This is a genomic window from Amycolatopsis circi (genome assembly GCF_003385235.1).
Classification (GTDB): Bacteria; Actinomycetota; Actinomycetes; order Mycobacteriales; family Pseudonocardiaceae; genus Amycolatopsis; species Amycolatopsis circi.
Genome location: NZ_PQIA01000051.1, coordinates 1 through 22,564, shown reverse-complemented (window position 1 = coordinate 22,564; position 22,564 = coordinate 1). Strand labels below are relative to the sequence as shown.

Genomic DNA, 22,564 nt, shown 5'->3' with positions numbered 1-22,564 from the left:
CTCCCCGGCCGGTCAGTCCGGCTGGATCCACGACACCTGCACGAGCTGCTTCCCGTTCTTGCGGCTCAGCATGTTGCCCCGGCCCGGCGGCATGGCGCTCGGCCGGATGTTGCCGATCAGCACGCCCTCGTCGCGGGAACCGTTCATCACCATGCCGGTGGCCGCCAGCTCCTTGAGCTTGCCGATGATCGGGTCGTACGCCGCCCGCGACGCACCACCGGTGCGCCGGACCACGATCAAGTGCAGGCCGACGTCCTTCGCCTGGGCGAGGAATTCCGACAACGGCTTGAGCGGGTTGGTGGACTGCGTGGCCACCAGGTCGTAGTCGTCGACAAGGATGAACAGCTCCGGACCGGTCCACCAGGACCGGGTCTTCAGCTGCTCCTGGGTGACGTCCGGACCCGGCAGCCGCCGCGTCATCGACCCGACCACGTCCTGGACCATGCTGTCCAGCTGCGCCGACGACACGGCGTAGCCGAGCAGCGAATCGCCCTGGAGGAACCCGAGCATCGTGCGCCGGTAGTCGACCAGCAGGATCACGGCCTCCTGCGGCGTGTAGCGCTCGGTGATGCCGCGCGCGATCTGCCGCAGCAGGTTCGTCTTGCCGGACTCGCCGTCGGCGAACGCGAAGAAGTGCGGGTCCGCGTCGAAGTCCAGGTAGATCGGCTGCAGGTCTTCCTCGTTGACGCCGATCGGGACCAGCTTCGTGTCCCGCTTCTGGTCGATCTGCAGGACCTCTTCGTAGGTGATCATCTCCGGCAGCAGGCGCACCTGCGGAGCCACCCGGCCGCGCCACGCCCCGCGGATCTTCGCGACCGCGTCCGCGACGCCCGCCGCGACCGTCTCCGGGTCGCTCGACCCGTCGATCCGCGGCAGACCGGTGAGCAGGTGCAGCTTGTCGCGGGTGAGTCCGCGGCCCGGCCGCCCGGCAGGCACGTTGACCGCGATCCGGCGGTCCATTTCGGACTCCGTCGGGTCACCGAGGCGCAGCTCGAACCGCGTGCCGAGCATGTCCTTGATCGCCGGCCGGAGGTCCGCCCACCGGTTGGCCGAGATGATCACGTGCACGCCGTAGGCCAGACCCTGCGTGGCCAGCCGCGTGATCGACGTCTCCAGCTCCTCGAAGTCGTCGCGCAGCGCCCGCCAGTTGTCCACGATCAGGAACGCGTCGCCGAACGGGTCCTGCTCCGGCGGGATCTCCCCGCGGCGCTTCCGGTTGCGGAACTCCGTCATCGAGTCGACGCCCAGCGCCCCGAACCGGCCTTCGCGCTCGGTCAGCAGCGTGGTCAGCTCGGCCACGATCCGGCGGGCCTTGTCCGGCTCGCGCCGGGCCACCGCGACCCCGCCGACGTGCGGAAGGTCCGCGAGGCCGGCGAGGGTGCCGCCACCGAGGTCGAGGCAGTAGAACTGCGCTTCCTCGGGGGTGTGGGTGAGCGCCATCGACATGATCAGCGTCCGGAGCATGGTCGACTTGCCCGACTGCGGGCCGCCCGCGATGACGCCGTGGCCCTGCGCACCGGCGAAGTCCGCCCACAGGAAGTCGCGCCGCTGCTCGTACGGCCGGTCGACGATGCCCATCGGCACCTGCAGCCTGCCGTTGCCGAAGAACCCGACCGGGGACAGGCCGCGGTCGTCGGTGGGGTTGAGGTTCGGCAGCATCGTGTCGAGCGAGTTCGGCTCGTTCAACGGCGGCAGCCACACCTCGTGCGCCGGCGGCCCCTGCCCGATCAGGCGGCTGACGATGACGTCCAGCTCGCTGGGCTCGACCGCCTCTTCGGACTCCTTCGGCTTCGGAGCTTCTTCTTCCTCGGCAACCGGTTCCGGCTCGGGTTCCTTCGGCAGTTCCACGAAGTCCGGCACGAACAGCTGCGGCCGCTTGTCGGCGCGCACCACGGTGGCGGCCGGACCGGCCGCCTTGATGCCCGCGGGCCGGTACGGGCCCGAGACGTAGGAAGCCTTGAACCGCACCAGGGTCGAGGTGTCGTACTTCAGATAACCGCCACCGGGGACCGACGGCAGTTCGAACGCGTCCGGCACGCCGATCGCCGCGCGGGATTCCGCCGCGGAGAACGTCTTCAGGCCGATCCGGTAGGACAGGTGCGAGTCGAGACCGCGCAGCTTGCCCTCTTCCAGCCGCTGCGACGCGAGCAGCATGTGCATCTGCAGCGACCGGCCCAGCCGGCCGATCGCGACGAACAGGTCGATGAAGTCCGGCTTCGCCGCCAGCAGTTCGGAGAACTCGTCACAGACGATGAACAGCGCGGGCAGCGGGTCGAGGTCGGCGCCGTTCTCGCGGGCCTTCTCGTATTCCCAGACGTTCTTGAAGTTGCCGCCGTTCTTCAGCGCTTCCTGGCGACGGTTCATCTCGCCGGCCAGCGCGTCCTTCATCCGGTCGACCAGCGTGACCTCGTCCGCGAGGTTGGTGATGACCGCGGACACGTGCGGGGCCTTGTCCAAGCCGAGGAACGTCGCACCGCCCTTGAAGTCGACGAGGACGAAGTTCAGCGTGCTCGACGAGTGCGTGGCCAGCATGCCCAGCACCAGCGTGCGCAGGAACTCCGACTTGCCGGAACCGGTCGCGCCGATGCACAGGCCGTGCGGGCCCATGCCCTCCGCCGCGGCTTCCTTGATGTCCAGCTCCACCGGCTGGCCGTACTCGCCGACGCCGAACGGGACGCGGTAGCGGTCGCGGATCGGCCGGGGCCGCCATGCCTGCTGGACGTCGAACGTCATCGGGTCGCCGGGGATGCTGAGCAGTTCCAGCAGCGAGGGGTTGGACAGCAGCGGCTCTTCGTCGCTGACGTCCTGGCCGCCGCCCCCGCCGACGCGGTACGGCGCGAGAAGCCGGGCGAGCGCCTCGACCTCGACCACGCTGAGGCTGTCCGGACGGCCGAACCATTCGACCCCGCCCGCGCTGCGCGCGCCGAGCCGGTCTTCCTCGACCACGAGCCGGAGGCCGCGCCGGGCGGCGAGGTTGCCGACCGAATCGGAAAGGTCGATCAGGGTGACGCCGACCAGGCCCTCCTCGAGGATGATCTGCTCCTCGCGGGTGACCTCGGCGTCGTCCACGATGATCACGACGTGCGGCTGGTCCGGGGCGGGCGTCGCGTTGCGGGAGAACCGCTGCCGGTCGCGCAGCTCCTCGTCCAGCCAGTCTTCGATCTGCTTGAGCGAGCCGGCCATCATGCGCAGCTGGCCGATGCCGTCGGACAGCGTGGGGTGCTGGGCGTGCGGGAGCCACTTCGCCCACTCCCACTCCTCCTTCGCCCGGCCCGCGGTGGCGACCGCGATCATCACGTCGTCCGGGCTGTGGAAGGCGACCAGCTGGGCCAGCATCGCGCGGGTCAGCGCGCGGGTGCGGTGCCGCTCGCCCTGCATGCTGACCGCCGCGAACCCGCGGAGGGTGATCTGGGTGGGCAGGTCCGGCACGATCGAGTGCGCGCGCACGAACCGGCGCAGCGCGAGGGTGGCGATCGGCTCCAGTTCGTCCACCGGGCCGGTCTGGGGCGGGACCAGCCGGGTGGCGAGGCGGTGCGAGCTGCGGCCGACGCGCAGGTGCAGGAAGTCCTGGTCGTTCTGCCTGCGCTCCCACATCCGGCGGCTCGCCGCGAGCGACCACAGCGACTGCGGGTCCGGGTGCACCCATTCGAGGGCGGCGCGCTGGTCGACCATCGCCTCGCGGGCGCGGTCGCGCATCTGGCCGAGGTACCGCAGGTAGTCCTTGCGGTCCTCGTCCATCTCGGCCTTCTTCTGGCCGCCGCCCTTTCCGCCGCCTCCGGCGAGCATGCCGACGGTGCCCATCAGCATCATGCCGCTCATCATGATCGTGGTCGGGCTCTTCCCGCCGCCCGCCGTGAACATGAAAACCATCATCCCGAGCGACGCGAAGATCATCACGGCCGGAATCGCCTTGGCGACAATGCTTCCCGGGATCGTGCGGGGCACCTCGGGCGGCGGCTCGAGATGCACCTCGCCGCCGGGCGGGCGCGGCGCGGCCAGCCGCGGCGACTTCTTGAACTGCAGCGTGCTCATCTAGAAGGACCCCTCTATTCCTGCTCGACGCCTGCACCCGGGTGCGCGGGACAACCTATCGAACGTCGCCCCGGAAATCCGGCCAACTCCAGGATCGGCATCTCGCACCCCCTCCGCGGGCCCCCGGCGGGGCCCGTCCTCCCAGTGCGGCCGAGTGTAAGGACCGCCACCGACAGTTAACGGACCAGGCGGACGAACCCGCTGCTCGGTCTGGCTCAAACGGGCCGGTACGGGTATTTTCGCCGACGATTTGCGGACACGCGCTGAAACCTGTCACCAGGTTCGGTATAAGTTCCCCCGGGAGCTGTCTTTTCAGAGCGGGGGATCTAGTGGCAACGGGCACGACGGTATTCAGCAGGGTCACGGTGGTCGCACCGACGACACGCATCGACGTCGCGCTTCCGGCCGACGTGGCGGTGGCCGACCTGCTGCCCATGCTTCTGGAGATGGCCAAGGAGGTCACTCCGGACGGCGGGGCCCGCCACGGCGGGTGGGCGTTGGCCAAGCTCGGCGACGCCCCGCTCGACCCGAGCCGGACGCTCGCGTCCCTCGGCGTGGTCGACGGCGAACTGCTGCAGTTGCGCAAGCGGAACGAGAACCCGCCGCCGCCGATGTACGACGACGTGGTCGACGCCATCGCGGAGGCCGACCCCGACACCTTCCGCCCGTGGACGAAAGAAACCGCGCGCCGGTTCGGCCATGTCGCCGGCGGGCTCGCCCTGTTCTTCTCCGCGCTGGCGCTGTTCTTCAGCGGCTCCCTCTACGGCGGTTCGGCGCTCGGCCCGGCGATCGCCGGCGGCCTCGGCGCGATCGCCTGCGTCGCGGTTGGCGCCACGCTCGCCAAGGCCTACCAGGCCGAGGCCACCGGCGTGCTGATCGCGTCGGCGGGCGGCCTTCCGCTGGCGTTCGTCAGCGGGTTCTACATCGTGCCGGGACTGTCCGTCCGGGCAAACCTGCTGCTCGGCGCGGTGCTGGTGCTGATCGTCTCGGCGGTCTGCATCCTCGTGGTCGGCGCGGGCATCCGGGTGTTCATCGCGACCGCCACCGCGGGCGTGTTCGGCTCGCTCGCCTTCCTCGTCGCGACGCTCATGACCGGCGCCGACACCTCGGCGGTCGCGGCGGGCACGGTCGCCGTCGCGCTGGGCTGCATCTCGTTCCTGCCGCGCGCCACCATCTGGCTCGCCAAGCTGCCGCTGCCGTACGTGCCGAGCACCGCCGAAGAACTGAAGGAAGACACCGGCTTCCCGGACTACAAGGCGATCGAGCAGCGCACCGCGGTCGCGCACGACTACATGACCGGCCTGATGATCGGCTGTGGCGCCACCACGGCGGGCGCGGCGGTCCTCGCGGCCACCGCGCCGAACGCCTTCGGCGTCATCCTCGGCGTCGTCGCCACGCTGGTCCTGCTGCTGCGCGCCCGCGCCTACGCCAACGGCGCGCAGGCCATCGCGCTGCTCACCACCGGCATGGTCGCCGCGGCGGGAATCCTGCTCGGCTGGCTGTTCTTCTCCGCCACCGCCGAGCAGCGGCTGCTGTACGTCTTCGGCGCGCTGATCCTGATCGCCGCGGCCGCCCTCGTGGTCGGCGTGATCTTCCCGGACCAGCGTTTCTCGCCGCCGCTGCGGCGCACGGTGGAGATCATCGAGGCGATCTGCATCGCCGTGGTGCTGCCGCTCGCCCTCGGCGTGATGGACCTCTACTCGACGCTGCGACACCTCAACCTCAAGTGAGCCGCGCGATGCGTTCCTTCCCCCGCAGGCTCGGCCTCCCCGGCCGCGCCGGGGTGGCGCTGTTCGCGGCCGGGCTCGGGCTGCTGTCCCCGTTCGCCGCGGCTCCGGCGTCGGCACAGACGGCGGACGCACCCGCGGGCACCTGGGCCACCCCGCCGCCGCTGGGTCTCGGCGACGCGCCGCCTGCCGACGGCCACGGACCGGATACCAAGTACAAGAAGAAAAACGACTGTGTGCAGCGCAGTCTCGGGCAGAACGTCGAGATCAAGTCCCGCCCGTGGGGCCAGGACTACCTGCAGCTGACGAAGGCGCAGGAGATCGTCCGCGCGGCGACCGGATCGGTCGGCGGCAACCAGAAGGTCGCCGTGATCGACACTGGTGTCACCCCGCATCCGTGGTTCCAGGGCCGGGTGGAAAGCGGCGGGGACTACGTCGCGCATCCGGACAACGGCGCGCAAGACGGCCTTCAGGACTGCGACGGCCACGGCACCGAGGTCGCCGGCATCATCGCGGGCAACCCGCAGGACCCGAACGTCGGCTTCATCGGCGTCGCCCCGGACGCGCACATCGTGTCCTACCGGCAGCTGAGCGAGAACTACACCAAGGACGACAGCCCGCAGCAGCCCGCGGCTCCCCCGTCCGGCGAATCCGGCCAGCCGCCCGCGAGCGGCGACAGCCAGAAGCCCCCGGCGGGCAGCAGCAACAGCCAACTGCCCCCGTCCTCGGGCGGCGGCACCGGCGGCGGCAGCGGCACGTCGCCCCAGCAGGACAACAAGGGCGACAGCCGGGATCTGGCGAAACAAGGCACCGCGGGCACGCTGAACACGCTCGCGCAGATCATCCGCGGCATCGCCGACGCCGGCCAGGTCGGCGTGATCAACATGTCGGTCGACCACTGTCGCGCGGGCACCGCGCCCGGCGACATCCAGGATGGCGAGCGCAAGGTACAAGCCGCGGTGCACTACGCGGCAGGGAAGGACATCGTGGTCGTCGCGGCCGCGGGCAACGTCTCGGAAAACTGCCCGCAGAACGACCAGCCCGACCCGAACAAGCCGAAGTCGATCGTCACGCCGCCGTGGTTCTCCGACGACGTGCTGTCCGTCGGAGCCATCCAGGAAGACGGCGGCATCGCGCCGTTCAGCGTGCACGGCCCGTGGGTCGGCGTCGCCGCGCCGGGCACCAAGATCGTGTCGCTCGACCCGGCGGAGCATTCGACCGGACTGGCGAACCTCACCATCGCGAACGGCTCTCCGTCGCCGATCCAGGGCACCAGCTTCGCCGCGCCGTACGTGGCGGGCGTCGCCGCGCTGGTCCGCTCGATGTACCCGCACATGAAGGCGAGCGACGTGGTCAAGCGGCTCAAGGCGACCGCGCAGCACCCGGCCGCTCCCGGCGGACGCGACAACTTCGTCGGCTACGGCGTGATCGACCCGGTCGCCGCGCTCACCGCGAACCTGCCGGGCGACACCGGCAACCTCTCGCTGCCGAAGCCGGTGGTGCAGGAGGCCAAGCTGCCGCCGGCCGACGGCATCAGCTCGACGCCGATGATCGTCGCGCTCGCCGGCACCGGCGGCGGCGTGGCGGCGCTGCTGATCACGCTGTTCGTGGTGCACACGATCCGGCGGAAGCGGTCCGGGGCGCCGCCGGCCCGGTAATTCAGGCACGAAAAGAGGGCCGCTCCCCGCGATCATCGCGAGGAGCGGCCCTTTTGTTTGTCCACAATGGAGAGCGCCCGGTTCCAGGCACGGAAAAGGCCGCTCGCCGCGGAGTCGCGGCGGCGGCCTTCCTGGTCACTTTCCGGGTTTCGGCGGCTTCCCGTCCTTCTCCGGGCGTCGCGCGGGCGGGTCCTGGCCGATCACCGGCGGAGTCACCTGCGCGGGTTCGCCGAAGATCTCGGACGTCTTCGCCGCCGTGCGCTGCCTGGGCTTGTGCTGCGAGCTTCCGCCGCCACCGCCTCCGCCGCCCATTCCGGCGAAGCCCATCATCGGCATCATCGACGTGCCGGAGCCCTGATTCGCCGCCGCGGGCTGCGGGGCCGGGGCGACCGGCTCGACCGGCGGAATGCCCGCCTGGCCCTGTTCCAGCCGCGGATCGGCGGCGGTTTCCTTGCCGTGGTGGGAATCCTCCGCCGCGGACGGGCTCACCGAATCGCCTGAAGAGGCCACTGTGGACTCCCCCGCCGCAGCGTCGGCCGACGGACTGGTCCCGGCAGCGGCACCCGCCGGGGCACTCGCGGGCGCGTCGGCGTCGTGCAGCCGGAACTGCTCCGCCGGATAGTGGTGCCGCAGCTCGATGCTCGACGGGCTCCCCGCCGGAGCGTCCACCCCGGCGCACAACCGGCCGAACTCGCGCAGCACGTCCTCGGCCGCCTCGTGCAAGGACTTCAGCGACTGCTCGGTCTCCCGCATCTGCGAACGCGCCCGGGAAGCGCCGCCGCTGGGCAGCATCGCCGATTCGGAAAGCAGATCAGCCGCGTCGACCAGCACTTCCTCCGCCGCGCCCGCGATCTTGCGCAGCGATTCGGTGAGCTGGTCGATCGAGCCGGCGAGCGCGTCGAGCGCGTCCTCCGCGCCCTCGCTCGCGGCGCGGATTTCGCCAAGGTAAGCGACAAACGCGTCCGCGTCGGGGCCGGACCACGACGCGTCGATCCGGCCGAGATCGTCCGCGAGGTCCGTGGACACCCGGGCCGCCGTACGGGCCGCGGCGCGCAGGCTCTCGGCCTCCGCGTCCAGTTCCTCCCAGCGGCCGGTGAGCGGCTGGTAGTAGGCAGCGACCGGATCGTTCACGCCCAGCTCGCGGGCAAGCTCGGTCACGTACGCCAACGACGGCTCCGTCACGAGATCCTCCCGGCGCGCTCGATCCGCTCGGCCGCGTCGGCGTCCCGCTCGGCGTGGCCGGTGGTGAGCTGCTCCAGCGCCGCGGTGACCGACCGCAGCGCGGCCACCCCGGCGGTGAGCTGGCCGCGCAACGCCCGGGAAGCCTGTGCGTACGACTCCGGCACGCCCAGCCGCGCGCCCACCTCGCCGTACGCCTCGGCAGTGGTCGCTCCCGCGCCCACCTCGCCCGCGGCGGTTTCCAGTTCGTCGGCCGCCCGCGCGACTTTCGCCGCGTAGCCGCCGACGACCGCGCCGTCGATCCGCACGGCGCTTGCCCCTGGACTGCTTCCCGGCGCTGTCACGTTCAACCCTCCGCTCACCCGGCTGTGTCCGAGTGTGACGGACGGAACCCGCCGTCAGTTCCCGGCGGGTTGCTGCTGTCCGGCCGCCTGCTGTTTGTACGAGCCGGCGTTCGGGTCGATCGGCACCGAGTCGAACTGCTTCATCACGTTCTGCACGTTCAGCGACGCCCCGGTCGGCAACAGCCCGATGATCGACTCCGGCGCCGGCAGCCGGTTGTTCAGCCCGAGTTCGTCCGCGGTCGCCGCGTCCGGCACGCCGTAGCGGATGCCGCGGTCGGAGATCAGCTGGATCGGGCCCTTGTTGAAGGTCGCGCTCGTCTCGGTGGCCGACTGCACCACCGCGCCGTATCCGGTCGGCATGTAGAAGCCGGTGATCGGCACGCCGTTCGGGCCGGTGTTGCTGACGCTGATGATCTTCGAGGTGCCGTCGGCGTTCTTCTCCACCGGGAGCTGCTTGTTGATGTAGACCGAGGTGTGCGCCTGGCTGTGGTCGGCGTTGAGCGTCCAGCCGAGACACGCCACCGGATCCTGGACGGCGTCGAGAACGGCCGGGACGACCTGCGGGTAGGTGTCGACCGGAACGTAGCCGGGATCGCCCTGCTGCAGCACCTTGACGTTGTTGATCTTGTCGAGGCCCAGCGCCGGCGTGGTGGCCGTGCCGCCGCTCTTCGCCGTGCGGACGATGTCCGCGACCGCGGGCGACACCTTCTGGATGCCGTTCTTCGCGATGAGCCAGAACTCCTGCGCCCCGCCGGTCGGCTGGGTCGAGAAGACGTTTCCGACGGTCAGGCCGTCGAAGCTGCTCGACGGCGTCGAACCCTCGTCGGCCACCGGCGGCGGGATCAGCTTGGCGACCTCGGGAATCGCGTTGAGCAGGGCCTGCGACACCTTGCGCGACTTCGTCGGCAGATGCAGCGCGGACCGCACCGGGTCGTTGGAGCCGGACGGCACCTCGGCGCGCACGGTGTTCGCGTTCGACCGGTAGATGAGGTACGTCTTGCCGTTCCCGGCGTCGCCGAGGAGCGCCTGGTTCGCCTGCAGTTCGCCGCCGAGCTTGTCGATGCCCGCGATCACGTCAGTGTTGGTCTTGTTGACCGAGTCCGGCTGCGGCAGCGACGGGTCGAGCACGACCTCGTCGCAGACCGCCCAGTTGGGGGTGATCCGCTGGTCCGCCGACGGCAGCAGCTGCGGCCCGTCCGGGATGCCGGTCAGCTTCTCGCGCGGCATGTTCTTCAACTGTTCATCGGAGACGACAGTCGGGTTCTTCACGTCGGCCGCCTGCTGCGGCTGACCGCCTTGGCCGCCGCCCGGCTGTCCCTGGCTGCTCTGCTGCTTCTGCGCCATGAGGATCAGCCGCGCGGACGCGAGGTTGAAGGTGGGGATCAGCCGCGACGGGTTACCCGTGACGACATACACGGTGCCGGACTGCTCGCCGATCACGATGTTGTCCGACTGCGGCACCGCGGGCGCGGGGCTCAACAGGCCCCACAGCACGAAAACGACGGCGCCCAGCACGCCGAGGATGACGCCGACCGCGGTCGCGCGCCCGTGCGAGCGCATCGGGTCGTGCAACATCACCGCGTCACGGCGGACCAGCGCGGACTGCATCCTGCGCAGGACGAACTTGTATGCCTGAACCTGAGACTTAGTCGTGGGCGTTGATGGCATTCTCGACCTACAGTCCTCCCCGTCGCGGTACGGTTCCGCAGGATAGCCGTACGGGGACCGTCTGGTGTGGGGTTTCTACCAACTCCGGTTAGGGTCAGGCATCCCGGGACCGGCTTTCCGGGTACGCAGCACTCACGAGGGGAAGAGAACGCGCGGATGTCCGTCAGCACGCCTCCACGTCCGCCTGGTCCGCAGGGACCGCCACCGCCTCCCGGGGGACGTCCCCCGGGTCCGCCGCAGCGGCCCGGCAGAACCGGCGGACCCGGTGCGGCTCCCGGCGGTCCCGGCATGCCTCCTCGTACTCCCCCTCCCGGGGTTCCCGGCGGGCCGGGTGGACCCGGCGGTCCCGGACGGCCCGGCGGACCGGTCACTCCCGGACCCGGCATTCCGAAGCCCGGCGGACCCGGCGCTCCCGGCCCGGGCGGTCCCAAGCCTGGTGGTCCCGTAGGCCCCGGCGGGCCTAAGCCTGGTCCTGGCGGCCCCGTGCCCGGCGGACCTGGCGGCCCCGGCCCTGGTGGACCCGGCGGCCCGCGCACTGGACGTCCCGGCGGCGGACCCGGCGGTCCGCGTCCGGGCGGTCCCGGCGGCAACGGCCCTGGTGGACCCGGTGGCCCTGGCGGTCCGGGCGGACCTGGGGGCGGTGGTCCCGGCGGACCGGGCGGACCCGGCGGCGGCGGACCCGGTGGTCCCGGAGGACCTGGCGGCCCGAACAGCGGCGGCGGCCCCGAAAGCAGCGAACCCGCACCGACCGGCGGCGGCACCGCGACCGCGGTCCGGATGGCCCCGCCCTCGCGGCGGCGCTCCGGCGGCATCTCGCTCGGCCCGCTGCCGGTGGTCAACCTCGTCGTGCTGGAAGTCGGCGTCGCGATCGGTCTCGTCCTGCTCGCGATCAACATGCGGCTCAAATACGTCGCGATCGGCGTCGCGGCGCTCGGCCTGATCCTCGCGTTCCTGCGCGTCGGCGGCCGCTGGTTCACCCAGTGGCTCTCGCTGACGCTGCGGTACCGGTTCCGCTCGCGCGGCCGCGTGGCGACCCCTCCGCCGCCGACCAGCATCGAGGAACTCGCCGAGGAAAGCGCCGTCACCGGCCCGGAGGACGCGCGCGTCAGCCTGCTGCGGCTGGCCGTGCCGGACCTCGTCGTGGCGCACGCCGTCGACCACGAACGCCAGGAAGTCGGCATCGCCTGGAACGACGGCACCTGGACCGCGGTCCTGCTCGTCGAGCCGATGCCGGCGATGATCTCCCAAGCGGGCGGCGCGCCCAGCCTTCCGCTGTCCGCGCTCGCGCCGTGCCTGGAAGACCGCGGCGTGCTGCTGGATTCCATCCAGATGATCTGGCACAGCTACCCGGGTTCGGCCGCGATGCCCGCGGACGCCCCGGCGCTCAGCTCCTATCTCGAGGTGCTCGGCCCGCTGCCCGCGGCCGCCCGGCGGACCACGTGGATCGCGGTCCGGCTCGACCCGCGGCGCTGCCCGGAAGCGATCCGGGAACGCGGCGGCGGCGTCGTCGGCGCACACCGCGCGATGATCGGTGCGCTGTCGCGAGTGCGGAACGCTCTGGAATCCCAGGGCGTGCCGACCCGGCCGCTCGACCCGGACGAGTTGCTGCGCGCCAGCATCTCGGCCGCCGAACTCACCGCGGTCGCCGGTTCGAACGAGAAGGTCGGCCTGCAGGAGAGCTGGACCGGCGTCACCGCGGCCGGCATCGGGCACTCCAGCTACGCGATCACCGGCTGGCCCAAGGGCAAGATCAGCGGCAGCCTCAACGGGCTCACCAGCGTGCGCGCGCTGTCCGCGACGGTCGCCATGGCGATCTCGCCGTCCGCCGACGAGGGCCGCATCGGCCTGCGCGGCGTGGTGCGGCTCAGCGCTCGCAACCCGCGCGAGCTGGACGCCGCCGACCAGCGGCTGCAGAGCATCGCGGAGCGGCTGGACGTCGACCTGACCCCGTTGAAGGGCATGCAGGTTTCGGCGTTCTCCGCGACGCTGCCGATCGGAGGGACGGCATGAGCGCCGCTTGCCAGCGAGTCATCGTTATTCACGCCGCCTCCCGGGCAATCAGCGTGAAACTCCTCAAGGAGGCGGCGGCATGAGCACTCGAGTCCGCGACGCCGGGTACAACGCGGGCGTCGCCCCGGAATTCACGGTCGACCCGGCCATGCTCGACGCGATCAGCCCGTCCGGCGACCGCGGCGGCGTCGTCCTCGGCTCCGGTCTCAAGGGCGAACCGCTGACGGTGTCGGCATTGCGCTCGCAGCCGACCCGCATCGTGCTCGTCGGCGGTCTCTACCTGGCCCGCCAGGTCGCGATGCGCGCCTTGGCGACGGGTGCCTGGGTAGTCGTGGCCACTGGCCGTCCCGCGGCGTGGCAGGTGCTGCAGCAAGCAGCCGGAAGCCGCGACGGACGCCCGTCGCCGCTGGTGCAGATCCGCCGGCTCTCGCCGGTCGAACTGCCGCGCCCGTCCGAGGACGCCCCGCTGCTCGTGGTCACCGACGGCGGCCCGACGCCGCAGGACCTGTTTCCGCCCCGTTCGCCGTGGCAGACCACGGTGTACGTCCTGCCGTACCTGCACCCGCAGGCAGGCACCACGGCCAACGCGGCGGACCTCGTGCTGATGCAGCGGCTGCCCGCCGGACAGGCTGAGTTGGCGGCGCGAATCTGGCGTCTGCCGCCGCAGATGATGCGCCAGCTGACCACGCTGAAGGACGACCAGGTCGTCGCACTGGGCACGAACCTGTGGCGTCCGCTGCGACTGGTCACCACGCAGAAGGAACAGCAACTGCTCGGTCCGGTCCGCCGGGGCGACTGAGCGTTCGTCGGCCACAAGCCGTGAAGGACTCCTTGAGGGAATCTGATTCCCTCAAGGAGTCCTTCACGGCTTTCCGGACCAATCCCAGGTCGACGGGGCGGCGCGGCTCTTGCCGGGCACAGCGCGCGTGGCGAGAGCGGGATCGTCGTCCTTTATGGACGGTCAGCAGGCGTTGAGCCACGCGCGGCTTAAGTTCCTGGCATTGGCTTTCAGGACTCGGTAGCGCGCCGGGCCTGCAGATTCGACGGAACGGTGATGGCGCTGGCCCATTCCGCCAGTCGCTCAGCCACCGCCTGATACGGCAACGTCCCGGTCGCGGTCGCGATCACCAGGTCGTACGCCTCGTCCTCCGGCGCGTCCAGGTCGAAGCCGTTGAGCCCATAGAAGACGTACCCCGACATCCAGCCCAGGCGCTTGTTCCCGTCGATCAGCGGGTGGTTCCGGACGATGGATTCCAGCAGCACCGCGGCTTTCTCGTGCAGATCCGGATAAGCGTCCCGCCCCATCAGCGAGGACTGCGGCCGGTGCGCCGCCGCGTCGAGCAAGCCCAGATCGCGTACCCGGGGCACCCCGAGATCGGCCGACAGGGTGAGCAGATCGTCGAGCGTCAGGTAGTCGATCACTGTGCCAGGCGATCAAGCAGGGAGGCGTAGCGGGCGCGGCCTTCGCTGGAAAGGTCGCGGACCCGGTCGTCCCGGACCCGGCGGGCCGCGGCGTCCGCGATCGCCCGCACCACCGCTTCGTGCTTGCTCACCCCGTCCGCCTCGGCAAGCAACGCGAGCGCACGCTCCAACTCGTCGTTCAACCGCAAAGTCATCGCCATGAGATTGATGATACCACTCTGGTATCACCGGTGGCCTGCTCTTTTACGCCCGCCCCGGCCTAAAGCTCGGTCGACGACCGCACATTCCGGGTCTGCTCCGCCCGCGCGGCCAGCAGCTCGTCCGGCGGGTAATCCACCGCCGTCAACGTCAATCCGTGCGCCGGAGCGACCGCGCTGTCTCGCGACCCGCTCGCCAAAACCTCGCCAGGCCACTCGGTTCCACGCCGCCCGTCCCCCACGAGCAGCAACACCCCGACCAGGCTCCGGACCATCGAATGACAGAACGCGTCCGCGCTGACCCGGACTTCCAGCAGATGCTCGTCAACCCGAGTCCACTCCAGACGCTGCAGCTCGCGGATCGTCGTGCCGCCCTCGCGCTGTTTGCAGTACGCCGCGAAGTCCTGCAGGCCCAGCAATGCCTCGGCGGCGGCGTTCATCCGCTCTGTCGACAGTGGACGTCCCCAAGCCAGAGTGTCGTTGCGGCGCAAGGGATCGACTCCCCACGGGGCATCTGAAACTCGGTAACGGTAATGCCTGCGGATGGCCGAGAACCGGGCGTCGAAACCCTCGGGAGCCACGCGGGCGTGCAAAACCCGCGCGTCGGCGGGCAAAAGCTTGTTCCAGCGGCCGCGCATCCGCGTCAGGTCCGGGATTCCCCGTTCGTCCACCGGAATCCGGCCGGGCGCACCGGGCTCGAACGGGACCACGTCGACGTGCACGACCTGACCGGTCGCGTGCACTCCGGCGTCCGTGCGGCCCGCGACGACCACGGACTTCGGCACCGACTCCCCCGGCGGCTGGCGCTGCAGTGCCTGTTCCAGCTCGGCCTGCACGGTGCGGCGGCCGGGCTGGCGGGCCCAGCCCGAGAAGTCCGAACCGTCGTAACTCACGTCCAGACGCAGACGAACGAGCCCGCCCTCCCCGTGGGGAGCGGCGGGCTCGTCCGATGTAGACAGTGCCGGCAGGACTCAGTCCTTCTTGGCGTCGGCGTCGTCCGAAGCAGCAGCTTCGTCCGCAGCCGGGGCGGCGGCCTCTTCGGCAGCCGGGGCCTCTTCGGTCGCGGCGGGGGCCTCAGCGGCTTCCTCGGCGACCGGAGCGGCGACGACCTCGTCCTTGGCGAACTTGGTGCCGCGGGCCCGCTCGGCCTCAGAGGTCACGGTCTTCTCCGCGACCAGTTCGATGACGGCCATGGCGGCGTTGTCGCCCTTGCGCGGCATCGTCTTGGTGATGCGGGTGTAACCGCCGGCGCGCTCCGCGAAGTGCGGGCCGATCTCGGCGAACAGCTTGTGCACGACGTCCTTGTCCCGGACGACCTTCTGCACCAGGCGACGGTTGTGCAGGTCGCCCCGCTTCGCCTTGGTGATCAGCTTCTCGGCCAGCGGGCGGACCCGCTTGGCCTTGGCCTCGGTCGTCGTGATCTTGCCGTGCTCGAACAGCTGAGTGGCCAGGTTGGCCAGGATCAGCCGCTCGTGCGCGGCAGACCCGCCGAGCCGGGCTCCCTTGGTAGGGGTGGGCATGACTTTCTCCTAGTTCAGCTCACAGCGTCCGGGCACGAGGCCTCAGAGCTGCTCGGTCTCTGCGTAGTCCTGGCCATCGTCGTGGCCGTCGTCCGAAATCCCGCCGCCGATGCCGGCGACCCCTTCCGACCAGCCTTCGCCGTCGTAGCTGGTGGCAGCCGCGGACGGGTCGAACCCGGGCGGGCTGTCCTTCAGCGCGAGGCCGAGGCCGACGAGCTTCAGCTTGACCTCGTCGATCGACTTGGCGCCGAAGTTGCGGATGTCGAGAAGGTCCGCCTCGCTGCGCGAGACCAGCTCGCCAACGGTGTGGATGCCTTCGCGCTTCAGGCAGTTGTACGACCGGACGGTGAGGTCCAGGTCCTCGATCGGCATCGCGTAGGCGGCGATGGTGTCCGCCTCCTGCGGCGACGGGCCGATCTCGATGCCCTCGGCGTCGACGTTCAGCTCGCGAGCGAGACCGAACAGCTCCACCAGCGTCTTGCCGGCCGAGGCCACCGCGTCGCGCGCGGTGATCGACGGCTTGGTCTCGACGTCCAGGATCAGCTTGTCGAAGTCGGTGCGCTGCTCGACACGGGTGGCCTCGACCTTGTAGGTCACCTTCAGCACCGGCGAGTAGATCGAGTCGACCGGGATCCGGCCGATCTCCGCGCCCGCCTGCTTGTTCTGCAGGGCCGGAACGTAACCGCGGCCGCGCTCGACGACCAGCTCGATCTCGAGCTTGCCCTTGCCGTTCAGCGACGCGATGTGCAGATCCGGGTTGTGCACGGTGACGCCCGCGGGCGGCACGATGTCGGCAGCCGTGACCTCACCCGGGCCCTGCTTGCGCAGGTACATGGTGACCGGCTCGTCCTCTTCCGAGGACACGACCAGTTCCTTCAGGTTCAGGATGATGTCGGTGACGTCTTCCTTCACCCCGGGAACGGTGGTGAATTCGTGCAGCACGCCGTCGATGCGGATGCTCGTCACGGCCGCGCCCGGAATGGACGACAGCAGCGTGCGCCGCAGCGAGTTGCCGAGCGTGTAGCCGAAGCCGGGCTCCAGCGGTTCGATGGTGAACCGGGAGCGGGTCTCGTTGACCGTCTCTTCGCCAAGAGCCGGCCGCTGGGAAATCAGCATTTCTTGGTTTCCTTTCCAGACGACGCCCGCCATATGACGTCGAAGGGATGGCGTGGCGGCGGCGCACTCTGGACGCCGCCGCCGGGTCCGACCGGGGCCGGACTACTTCGAGTAAAGCTCAACGATCAGCTGTTCCTGAACCGGAACGTCGATCTGCGCGCGCTCCGGCAGCTGGTGGACCAGCACGCGGAGGTTCGACTGAACGACCTGCAGCCACGCCGGGACCGGACGGTCGCCGAAGGACTCCTTCGCGACCACGAACGGAAGCGTGCCCGCCGACTTCGGCTTGACGTCGATGATGTCCCACTTGGTGACCTGGTAGGACGGCACGTTGACCTTGACGCCGTTGACCAGGAAGTGGCCGTGGCTCACCAGCTGCCGCGCCTGACGGCGGGTGCGGGCGATGCCGGCACGGTAGATCACGTTGTCCAGCCGGGACTCGAGGATCTGCAGCAGGTTCTCACCGGTCTTGCCCGGACGCCGCACGGCTTCCTTGTAGTACCGGACGAACTGGCGCTCGAGAACGCCGTAGGTGTAGCGAGCCTTCTGCTTCTCCTGCGACTGCAGGAGGTACTCGGACTCCTTGATGCGCCCGCGGCCGTGCTGGCCCGGCGGGTAGGGGCGACGCTCGAAAGCCTGGTCGCCGCCGATGAGGTCAACCTTGAGGCGACGCGAAATACGCGTCGCGGGGCCGGTGTAACGAGCCATTTCTTAGTACTCCTCCCCGTTCCTCAGACCCGGCGCCGCTTGGGCGGGCGGCAGCCGTTGTGAGGCTGCGGGGTCACGTCCTGGATGGTGCCGACCTCGAGGCCGGCCGCCTGCAGCGAGCGGATCGCCGTCTCGCGGCCCGAACCCGGGCCCTTCACGAAAACGTCGACCTTCTTCATGCCGTGCTCGGCAGCCTTGCGGGCGGCGTTCTCGGCGGCCATCTGCGCGGCGAACGGAGTCGACTTGCGCGAGCCCTTGAAGCCCACGTGGCCGCTCGACGCCCACGCGATCACGGCGCCGGTCGGGTCCGTGATCGAGACGATGGTGTTGTTGAAGGTGCTCTTGATGTGCGCGTGACCGTGCGCGACATTCTTCTTTTCCTTGCGGCGGACCTTCTTGGCCCCCGCAGTGCGGCTCTTGGGTGGCATGTTCTGAGGGATCTCCTGTTAGCGCGCGTTCTCTTGGTGAGCGGCGACCGCTTCCTGCTGCCCGCGCCGGATGATGGATCCGGCGTCGGTGTAGAGGTTGCGCAGTGCCATCGGGCGGGCGTAGAGAGCCTTGGGCGAAGCGCAGGCCGCGGAGCGCCGGACGGAACCGCCCATGCGCACGACCTTCTTGCCCTGGAGGCTCACTTCTTGCCAGCCTTCTTCTTGCCGGCGACCGTCTTCTTCGGGCCCTTGCGGGTGCGGGCGTTGGTCTTGGTGCGCTGACCGCGCACCGGAAGACCGCGACGCCAGCGCAGACCCTGGTAGGTCCCGATCTCGATCTTGCGCCGGATGTCGGCGTTCACCTCACGGCGAAGGTCACCCTCGACCTTGAAGTTTTCGTCGATGTAGTCCTTCAGCTTGACGAGGTCTTCGTCGCTGAGGTCCTTGACGCGGGTGTCGGCGTTCAGCTCGGCAGCAGCGATCATCTGCTTCGAGCGGGTACGGCCGATCCCGTAGATGTAAGTCAGCGCGATCTCCAACCGCTTCTCGCGGGGGAGGTCTACGCCAGCGAGTCGTGCCACTGGTGCTCCTTTATCGAGTTTGTCTTCAGGTCTGCTCCCCGTCCGGTTCCGGAACCGACTCGCCTGTCGTGCCCGTGGCTTGCGCCGCGGGTGTCCCGGCCCCGGCCTGAAGTCCGGGGGTGCACCGGAATCGCTTTCGCGATCCGGCAGGCACGGGGAGGTGGGTAGCCGTCAAGCGGCCTGCTGCAGTGCGGTGGTCAGCCCTGACGCTGCTTGTGACGCAGGTTCTCGCAGATCACCATGATCCGGCCGTGACGGCGGATCACCTTGCACTTGTCGCAGATCTTCTTGACGCTCGGCTGAACCTTCACGTCTTCCTGCTTCCTGCTCTGCTCGGCTCTGGCGTGATCACTTGTAGCGGTAGACGATGCGACCACGGGAGAGGTCGTAGGGCGACAGCTCCACGACAACCCTGTCTTCGGGCAGGATGCGGATGTAGTGCTGCCGCATCTTGCCGCTGATGTGTGCCAGGACCTTGTGGCCGTTCTCCAACTCGACGCGGAACATCGCGTTGGGGAGCGGCTCGACCACGCGGCCTTCGACCTCGATGGCCCCGTCTTTCTTAGCCATGTCCTCCGCAATCCCTGAGCACGCGTGACGTGCACAACGTGATCGGTTTTGAGCTCGAGTCCTTGCTTACTGGGTAGTGCTCGGCCACACTCGGCCCCGGGTCCATGAGGTTCGCGAGAAATCACGAGCATGCTGGAACCGGCGCATGAGCGCGCCGACTTGACAGTGTACGCAACCCGTGCAGTGCCCCGTCGACCGGGGGTGAAGTAGACCCTTGTGAGTGGCGGCGCGGGGCCGCTCAGGACTCTTCGGGCAGGGTGAGAACCCAGGGACCGTCCTCGGTGATGGCGACGGTGTGCTCCCAGTGGGCGGCGCGCGAACCGTCGATGGTGACGACCGTCCAGCCGTCTTCCAGTTCGAGCGTTTCGCCGCTGCCGCCGGTCAGCATGGGCTCGACCGCGAGCGCCATGCCGGGCTTGAGCCGCGGGCCCTTGCCGGGTTTGCCGACGTTCGGCAGGAACGGTTCCATGTGCATCTCGCGGCCGATGCCGTGGCCGCCGTACTCGAGGATCATCCCGTACTCGCGGCCGTCGTCCCGGCTCGCCTTTTCGGCGGCGGTCTGCACGGCGAACGAGATGTCGGTGAGCCGGGAGCCCGCGCGGACGGCTTCGATGCCCGCCCACATGGCGCGTTCGGTGGCCGCGGACAGCTCGTGGTCCTTGTCGCTGACCTCGCCGATCTCCAGCGTCACCGCGGAGTCGCCGTGCCAGCCGTCGAGGATCGCGCCGCAGTCGACCGAAATCAGGTCGCCCTCGGCGAGCACCTGCTTGCTCGACGGGATGCCGTGCACGATCTGCTCGTTGACCGACGCGCAGATCGACGCCGGGAACCCGTGGTAGCCCTTGAACGAGGGCACCGCGCCGGCGTCGCGGATCGTCTGCTCGGCCAACTCGTCGAGGTCGGCCGTGCTGACTCCGGGCCGCGCGAGTTCGCGCACGGCGGCCAGAGTCCGGGCGACGACGAGTCCGGCCGACCGCATGGCCTCCAGCTCGCCGCGCGTCTTGACCTCGATCATGCGCCCGCGGCGGAGCACTTGCAGAACACGCAATCCTCCGAGATTCACGTGCGGTCGCGCAGCGCTTTCAGCACGCGGTCCGAGATCTCCTGCACCTCGCCGACGCCGTCGACCTTCACCAGGATGTCGGCGTAGTACTCCAGCAGCGGCGCGGTCTCCGACACGTACACCTGCTGGCGACGGCGGATCACGTCTTCGGTGTCGTCCGAGCGGCCGCGCGACATGAGGCGGCCGACGACGACGTCCTCGGCCACGTCGAGCTGGATGACCGCGTCGAGCTTGCTGTCGGCCTCGCTCAGCATCTCGCCGAGGACCTCGGCCTGCTTGGTGTTGCGGGGGAACCCGTCGAGCAGGAAGCCTGCCTTGGCGTCCGGTTCGGCCAGCCGCTCGCGGACCATCTCGTTGGTCACGGAGTCGGGGACCAGCTCGCCCGAGTCCAGGTACCGCTTGGCCTCCTGGCCGAGCGGGGTCTCCTGGCCCACGTGCGCCCGGAAGAGGTCGCCCGTCGAGATGTGCGGGATCCGCAGCTGCTCGGACAGGGCCACCGCCTGCGTGCCTTTGCCCGCGCCGGGCGGTCCGACGAGAACCAGTCGCGTCACTTCAAGAACCCTTCGTAGTTGCGCTGCATCAGCTGGCTTTCGATCTGTTTGACGGTGTCGAGACCGACGCCGACCATGATCAGCACAGCCGTGCCACCGAACGGGAAGTTCTGGTTGTTCCCGCTGCCGGTGAGGGACAGGAAGAAGTTCGGGAGGATCGCGATGATGCCCAGGTACAGCGAGCCGGGGAGCGTGATCCGGCCCAGCACGAAGCTGAGATACTCGGCGGTGGGACGCCCGGGCCGGATGCCCGGGATGAAGCCGCCGAACTTCTTCATCTCTTCCGCACGCTCGTCCACGTTGAACGTGATCGTGATGTAGAAGTAGGTGAAGAAGATGATCAACAGGAAGTAGAGCAGGATGTGCACCCAGCTGCTCTGGTTGACCAGGTAGTTCTGAATGAACGACTGCCAGCCCGAGTTGCTCTGCGGGTCGCCGATCAGCTGGCTGAGCAGCTGCGGCAGGTACAGCAGCGACGAGGCGAAAATGACCGGGATGACACCGGCCTGGTTCACCTTGATCGGCAGGTAGGTCGAGGTGCCGCCGTACATCCGGCGGCCGACCATGCGCTTGGCGTACTGCACCGGGATCCGGCGCTGGCCCTGCTCGACGAAGATGACGCTGGCGATGATCACCAGGCCGAACGCGAGGACCACGACCAGCGCGACGCCGCCGCCGTTGCTGATGATGTTGGCGCCCTCGGCCGGGATGCGGGCCGCGATGTTCAGGAAGATCAGCACCGACATGCCGTTGCCGACGCCGCGCTCGGTGATCAGCTCGCCCAGCCACATCATCACCGCGGTGCCCGCGGTCATGGTGACCACGATCAGCGTCAGCGAGTAGATGCTGTTGTCCGGGATGATCGGCTGCGAGCAACCCTGGAACAGGGTGCCGCGGTCGGCGAGCGCGACCACGCCGGTGGCCTGCAGGATCGCCAGCGCGATCGTGAGGTACCGGGTGTACTGGGTCAGCTTGTTCTGGCCGGACTGGCCTTCCTTCTTCAGCTCCTCGAACCGAGGGATGACCACGGTGAGCAGCTGAACGATGATGCTCGCGGTGATGTAGGGCATGATGCCCGTCGCGAACAGCGACAGCTGCAGCAGCGCGCCGCCGCTGAAGAGGTTGAGCAGCTGGTACACGCCCTGCTGATCGGCCTGTGCGGTACAGGCCTGCACGGCGGCGAACGAGACCCCCGGAGCCGGGATGGTTGCACCGATCCGGTAGACCGCGACGATGGCTAGCGTGAACAGGATCTTCTTGCGTAGATCCGGCGTCGCGAGAGCCGAGCGGAATGCGCTGAGCACGCGGGGGACCTCCTCGGCGTCGTCGGTCGTCCCAACCGACGATCGGCTTGGCCGGTACGAGACCGGCGGGATGTCTGACTCACTGGCAAGCCAGGAACGCTTCAGGGCAAACAGGCCCGGAAGCGTGCCGCCGACTCTAACAGCTTCGCATGGGCCGCCCGCAGCGCGTGTGCGTTTTACGTCTCAGTGCGAGACAGCCCCGCAGCGCTGAGCCGCAGGTGAGGCCAGTCGGACCACAGATGATCACCTGTTCGGCCCGCACCGTTCGGCGGGCTTTCCCACAACAGCACGGAAAAACGCCTCCGGCTACGACACCGCGGCAAGTCCGTGAGGGGAACCCTGAGGGACTCTGAGTCCCTCAGGGTTCCCCTCACGACCCGCCATTCCCTCAAGGGGCCCCTCACGGAACCAGATTCCCTCAAGGAGCCCTTCACGGACCACCCACCCCAACCGCACCAACGCAGCCAGCCCCACCCACCCACCAAA

The 22,564-nt window shown here is 69.6% G+C and carries 22 protein-coding genes; 4 read left to right on the top strand and 18 right to left on the bottom strand.

The genetic code is table 11. The features are described 5' to 3' along the window. Nucleotides 1–12 precede the first annotated feature (12 nt). A complete protein-coding gene (gene eccCa / locus D0D37_RS22125; protein ID WP_116202474.1) occupies nt 13–4,032 on the bottom strand; it encodes a type VII secretion protein EccCa in 4,020 nt (1,339 codons plus the stop codon). 329 nt (nt 4,033–4,361) lie between these two features. On the opposite strand from eccCa, the gene eccD reads away from it, so the two are divergent. Together eccD and D0D37_RS22115 are read left to right on the top strand one after the other, a co-directional pair. Next, nucleotides 4,362–5,762 (top strand): type VII secretion integral membrane protein EccD, encoded by a 1,401-nt coding sequence (gene eccD, locus D0D37_RS22120; RefSeq protein ID WP_116202473.1) that lies wholly within the window; start codon nt 4,362–4,364, stop codon nt 5,760–5,762. Nucleotides 5,763–5,770: 8 nt separating this feature from the next. Then, nucleotides 5,771–7,417, top strand: a complete 1,647-nt coding sequence (locus tag D0D37_RS22115; RefSeq protein ID WP_116202504.1) for a S8 family serine peptidase — start codon at nt 5,771–5,773, stop codon at nt 7,415–7,417. A 135-nt stretch (nt 7,418–7,552) separates the two neighbouring features. Here D0D37_RS22115 and D0D37_RS22110 read toward each other — a convergent pair whose 3' ends face one another. From D0D37_RS22110 to eccB, 3 genes are all read right to left on the bottom strand, one after another. Next, nucleotides 7,553–8,599, bottom strand: coding sequence for a WXG100 family type VII secretion target (locus D0D37_RS22110; RefSeq protein ID WP_116202472.1), 1,047 nt, complete (start codon nt 8,597–8,599; stop codon nt 7,553–7,555). Next, a complete protein-coding gene (locus tag D0D37_RS22105; protein WP_162834385.1) occupies nt 8,596–8,904 on the bottom strand; it encodes a hypothetical protein in 309 nt (102 codons plus the stop codon). Before D0D37_RS22105 ends, D0D37_RS22110 begins: the two co-directional genes overlap by 4 nt. A gap of 90 nt (nt 8,905–8,994) precedes the next feature. After that, on the bottom strand, nt 8,995–10,608 hold the full coding sequence (eccB, locus tag D0D37_RS22100) for a type VII secretion protein EccB (protein ID WP_116202470.1): 1,614 nt from the start codon (nt 10,606–10,608) through the stop codon (nt 8,995–8,997). 777 nt (nt 10,609–11,385) lie between these two features. On the opposite strand from eccB, the gene eccE reads away from it, so the two are divergent. Together eccE and D0D37_RS22085 are read left to right on the top strand one after the other, a co-directional pair. After that, entirely contained in the window at nt 11,386–12,618 is a 1,233-nt protein-coding gene (eccE, locus tag D0D37_RS22090; RefSeq protein ID WP_116202469.1) for a type VII secretion protein EccE, read from the top strand. Nucleotides 12,619–12,697: 79 nt separating this feature from the next. Then, the gene (locus tag D0D37_RS22085) at nt 12,698–13,417 is read left to right on the top strand and encodes a hypothetical protein (protein ID WP_116202468.1); all 720 of its coding nucleotides are present in this window, start codon (nt 12,698–12,700) and stop codon (nt 13,415–13,417) included. Nucleotides 13,418–13,626: 209 nt separating this feature from the next. Here the strand turns inward: D0D37_RS22085 and D0D37_RS22080 are convergent, their stop codons facing one another. From D0D37_RS22080 to secY, 14 genes are all read right to left on the bottom strand, one after another. Further along, nucleotides 13,627–14,040 carry a type II toxin-antitoxin system death-on-curing family toxin gene (locus D0D37_RS22080; RefSeq protein WP_116202467.1) on the bottom strand — a complete coding sequence of 138 codons (414 nt, stop codon included), beginning with the start codon at nt 14,038–14,040 and terminating at the stop codon, nt 13,627–13,629. After that, a complete protein-coding gene (locus D0D37_RS22075; RefSeq protein WP_116202466.1) occupies nt 14,037–14,240 on the bottom strand; it encodes a CopG family transcriptional regulator in 204 nt (67 codons plus the stop codon). The genes D0D37_RS22080 and D0D37_RS22075 overlap by 4 nt, the downstream gene beginning before the upstream one ends. A 59-nt stretch (nt 14,241–14,299) precedes the next feature. Next, on the bottom strand, nt 14,300–15,136 hold the full coding sequence (gene truA, locus D0D37_RS22070) for a tRNA pseudouridine(38-40) synthase TruA (RefSeq protein ID WP_116202465.1): 837 nt from the start codon (nt 15,134–15,136) through the stop codon (nt 14,300–14,302). 72 nt (nt 15,137–15,208) lie between these two features. After that, a complete protein-coding gene (rplQ, locus tag D0D37_RS22065) occupies nt 15,209–15,757 on the bottom strand; it encodes a 50S ribosomal protein L17 (protein WP_116202464.1) in 549 nt (182 codons plus the stop codon). A gap of 42 nt (nt 15,758–15,799) precedes the next feature. Further along, nucleotides 15,800–16,873, bottom strand: coding sequence for a DNA-directed RNA polymerase subunit alpha (locus D0D37_RS22060; RefSeq protein ID WP_009072342.1), 1,074 nt, complete (start codon nt 16,871–16,873; stop codon nt 15,800–15,802). 102 nt (nt 16,874–16,975) lie between these two features. Continuing rightward, complete coding sequence (rpsD, locus tag D0D37_RS22055; RefSeq protein ID WP_116202463.1) at nt 16,976–17,581, bottom strand: 30S ribosomal protein S4; 606 nt, start codon at nt 17,579–17,581, stop codon at nt 16,976–16,978. A 23-nt stretch (nt 17,582–17,604) separates the two neighbouring features. Further along, the gene (gene rpsK, locus D0D37_RS22050; protein WP_009072340.1) at nt 17,605–18,009 is read right to left on the bottom strand and encodes a 30S ribosomal protein S11; all 405 of its coding nucleotides are present in this window, start codon (nt 18,007–18,009) and stop codon (nt 17,605–17,607) included. An 18-nt stretch (nt 18,010–18,027) separates the two neighbouring features. Continuing rightward, nucleotides 18,028–18,213: a hypothetical protein gene (locus D0D37_RS22045; RefSeq protein ID WP_116202462.1), complete on the bottom strand. Its 186-nt coding sequence runs from the start codon at nt 18,211–18,213 to the stop codon at nt 18,028–18,030. Then, a complete protein-coding gene (gene rpsM, locus D0D37_RS22040) occupies nt 18,210–18,590 on the bottom strand; it encodes a 30S ribosomal protein S13 (RefSeq protein ID WP_009072337.1) in 381 nt (126 codons plus the stop codon). Before rpsM ends, D0D37_RS22045 begins: the two co-directional genes overlap by 4 nt. Before the next feature lie 197 nt (nt 18,591–18,787). Continuing rightward, a complete protein-coding gene (rpmJ, locus tag D0D37_RS22035; RefSeq protein ID WP_004558882.1) occupies nt 18,788–18,901 on the bottom strand; it encodes a 50S ribosomal protein L36 in 114 nt (37 codons plus the stop codon). A gap of 37 nt (nt 18,902–18,938) precedes the next feature. Further along, complete coding sequence (gene infA, locus D0D37_RS22030; protein WP_004558881.1) at nt 18,939–19,160, bottom strand: translation initiation factor IF-1; 222 nt, start codon at nt 19,158–19,160, stop codon at nt 18,939–18,941. Nucleotides 19,161–19,398: 238 nt separating this feature from the next. Further along, entirely contained in the window at nt 19,399–20,175 is a 777-nt protein-coding gene (gene map, locus D0D37_RS22025) for a type I methionyl aminopeptidase (protein WP_116202461.1), read from the bottom strand. Nucleotides 20,176–20,219: 44 nt separating this feature from the next. Then, the gene (locus D0D37_RS22020; protein WP_116202460.1) at nt 20,220–20,774 is read right to left on the bottom strand and encodes an adenylate kinase; all 555 of its coding nucleotides are present in this window, start codon (nt 20,772–20,774) and stop codon (nt 20,220–20,222) included. Continuing rightward, nucleotides 20,771–22,078, bottom strand: coding sequence for a preprotein translocase subunit SecY (secY, locus tag D0D37_RS22015; protein WP_116202459.1), 1,308 nt, complete (start codon nt 22,076–22,078; stop codon nt 20,771–20,773). Before secY ends, D0D37_RS22020 begins: the two co-directional genes overlap by 4 nt. Between the last annotated feature and the right edge of the window lie 486 nt (nt 22,079–22,564).

Excerpts from the sequence above, each read along its gene's own strand:
- D0D37_RS22060 (WP_009072342.1), bottom strand. The coding sequence starts at position 16,873 with ATGCTGATTTCCCAGCGGCCGGCTCTTGGCGAAGAGACGGTCAACGAG.
- rplQ (WP_116202464.1), bottom strand. The coding sequence starts at position 15,757 with ATGCCCACCCCTACCAAGGGAGCCCGGCTCGGCGGGTCTGCCGCGCAC.
- D0D37_RS22115 (WP_116202504.1), top strand. The coding sequence starts at position 5,771 with ATGCGTTCCTTCCCCCGCAGGCTCGGCCTCCCCGGCCGCGCCGGGGTG.
- rpsK (WP_009072340.1), bottom strand. The coding sequence starts at position 18,009 with ATGCCACCCAAGAGCCGCACTGCGGGGGCCAAGAAGGTCCGCCGCAAG.
- D0D37_RS22075 (WP_116202466.1), bottom strand. The coding sequence starts at position 14,240 with ATGGCGATGACTTTGCGGTTGAACGACGAGTTGGAGCGTGCGCTCGCG.
- eccB (WP_116202470.1), bottom strand. The coding sequence starts at position 10,608 with ATGCCATCAACGCCCACGACTAAGTCTCAGGTTCAGGCATACAAGTTC.
- eccCa (WP_116202474.1), bottom strand. The coding sequence starts at position 4,032 with ATGAGCACGCTGCAGTTCAAGAAGTCGCCGCGGCTGGCCGCGCCGCGC.
- map (WP_116202461.1), bottom strand. The coding sequence starts at position 20,175 with ATGATCGAGGTCAAGACGCGCGGCGAGCTGGAGGCCATGCGGTCGGCC.
- D0D37_RS22085 (WP_116202468.1), top strand. The coding sequence starts at position 12,698 with ATGAGCACTCGAGTCCGCGACGCCGGGTACAACGCGGGCGTCGCCCCG.
- eccE (WP_116202469.1), top strand. The coding sequence starts at position 11,386 with ATGGCCCCGCCCTCGCGGCGGCGCTCCGGCGGCATCTCGCTCGGCCCG.
- rpsD (WP_116202463.1), bottom strand. The coding sequence starts at position 17,581 with ATGGCTCGTTACACCGGCCCCGCGACGCGTATTTCGCGTCGCCTCAAG.
- infA (WP_004558881.1), bottom strand. The coding sequence starts at position 19,160 with ATGGCTAAGAAAGACGGGGCCATCGAGGTCGAAGGCCGCGTGGTCGAG.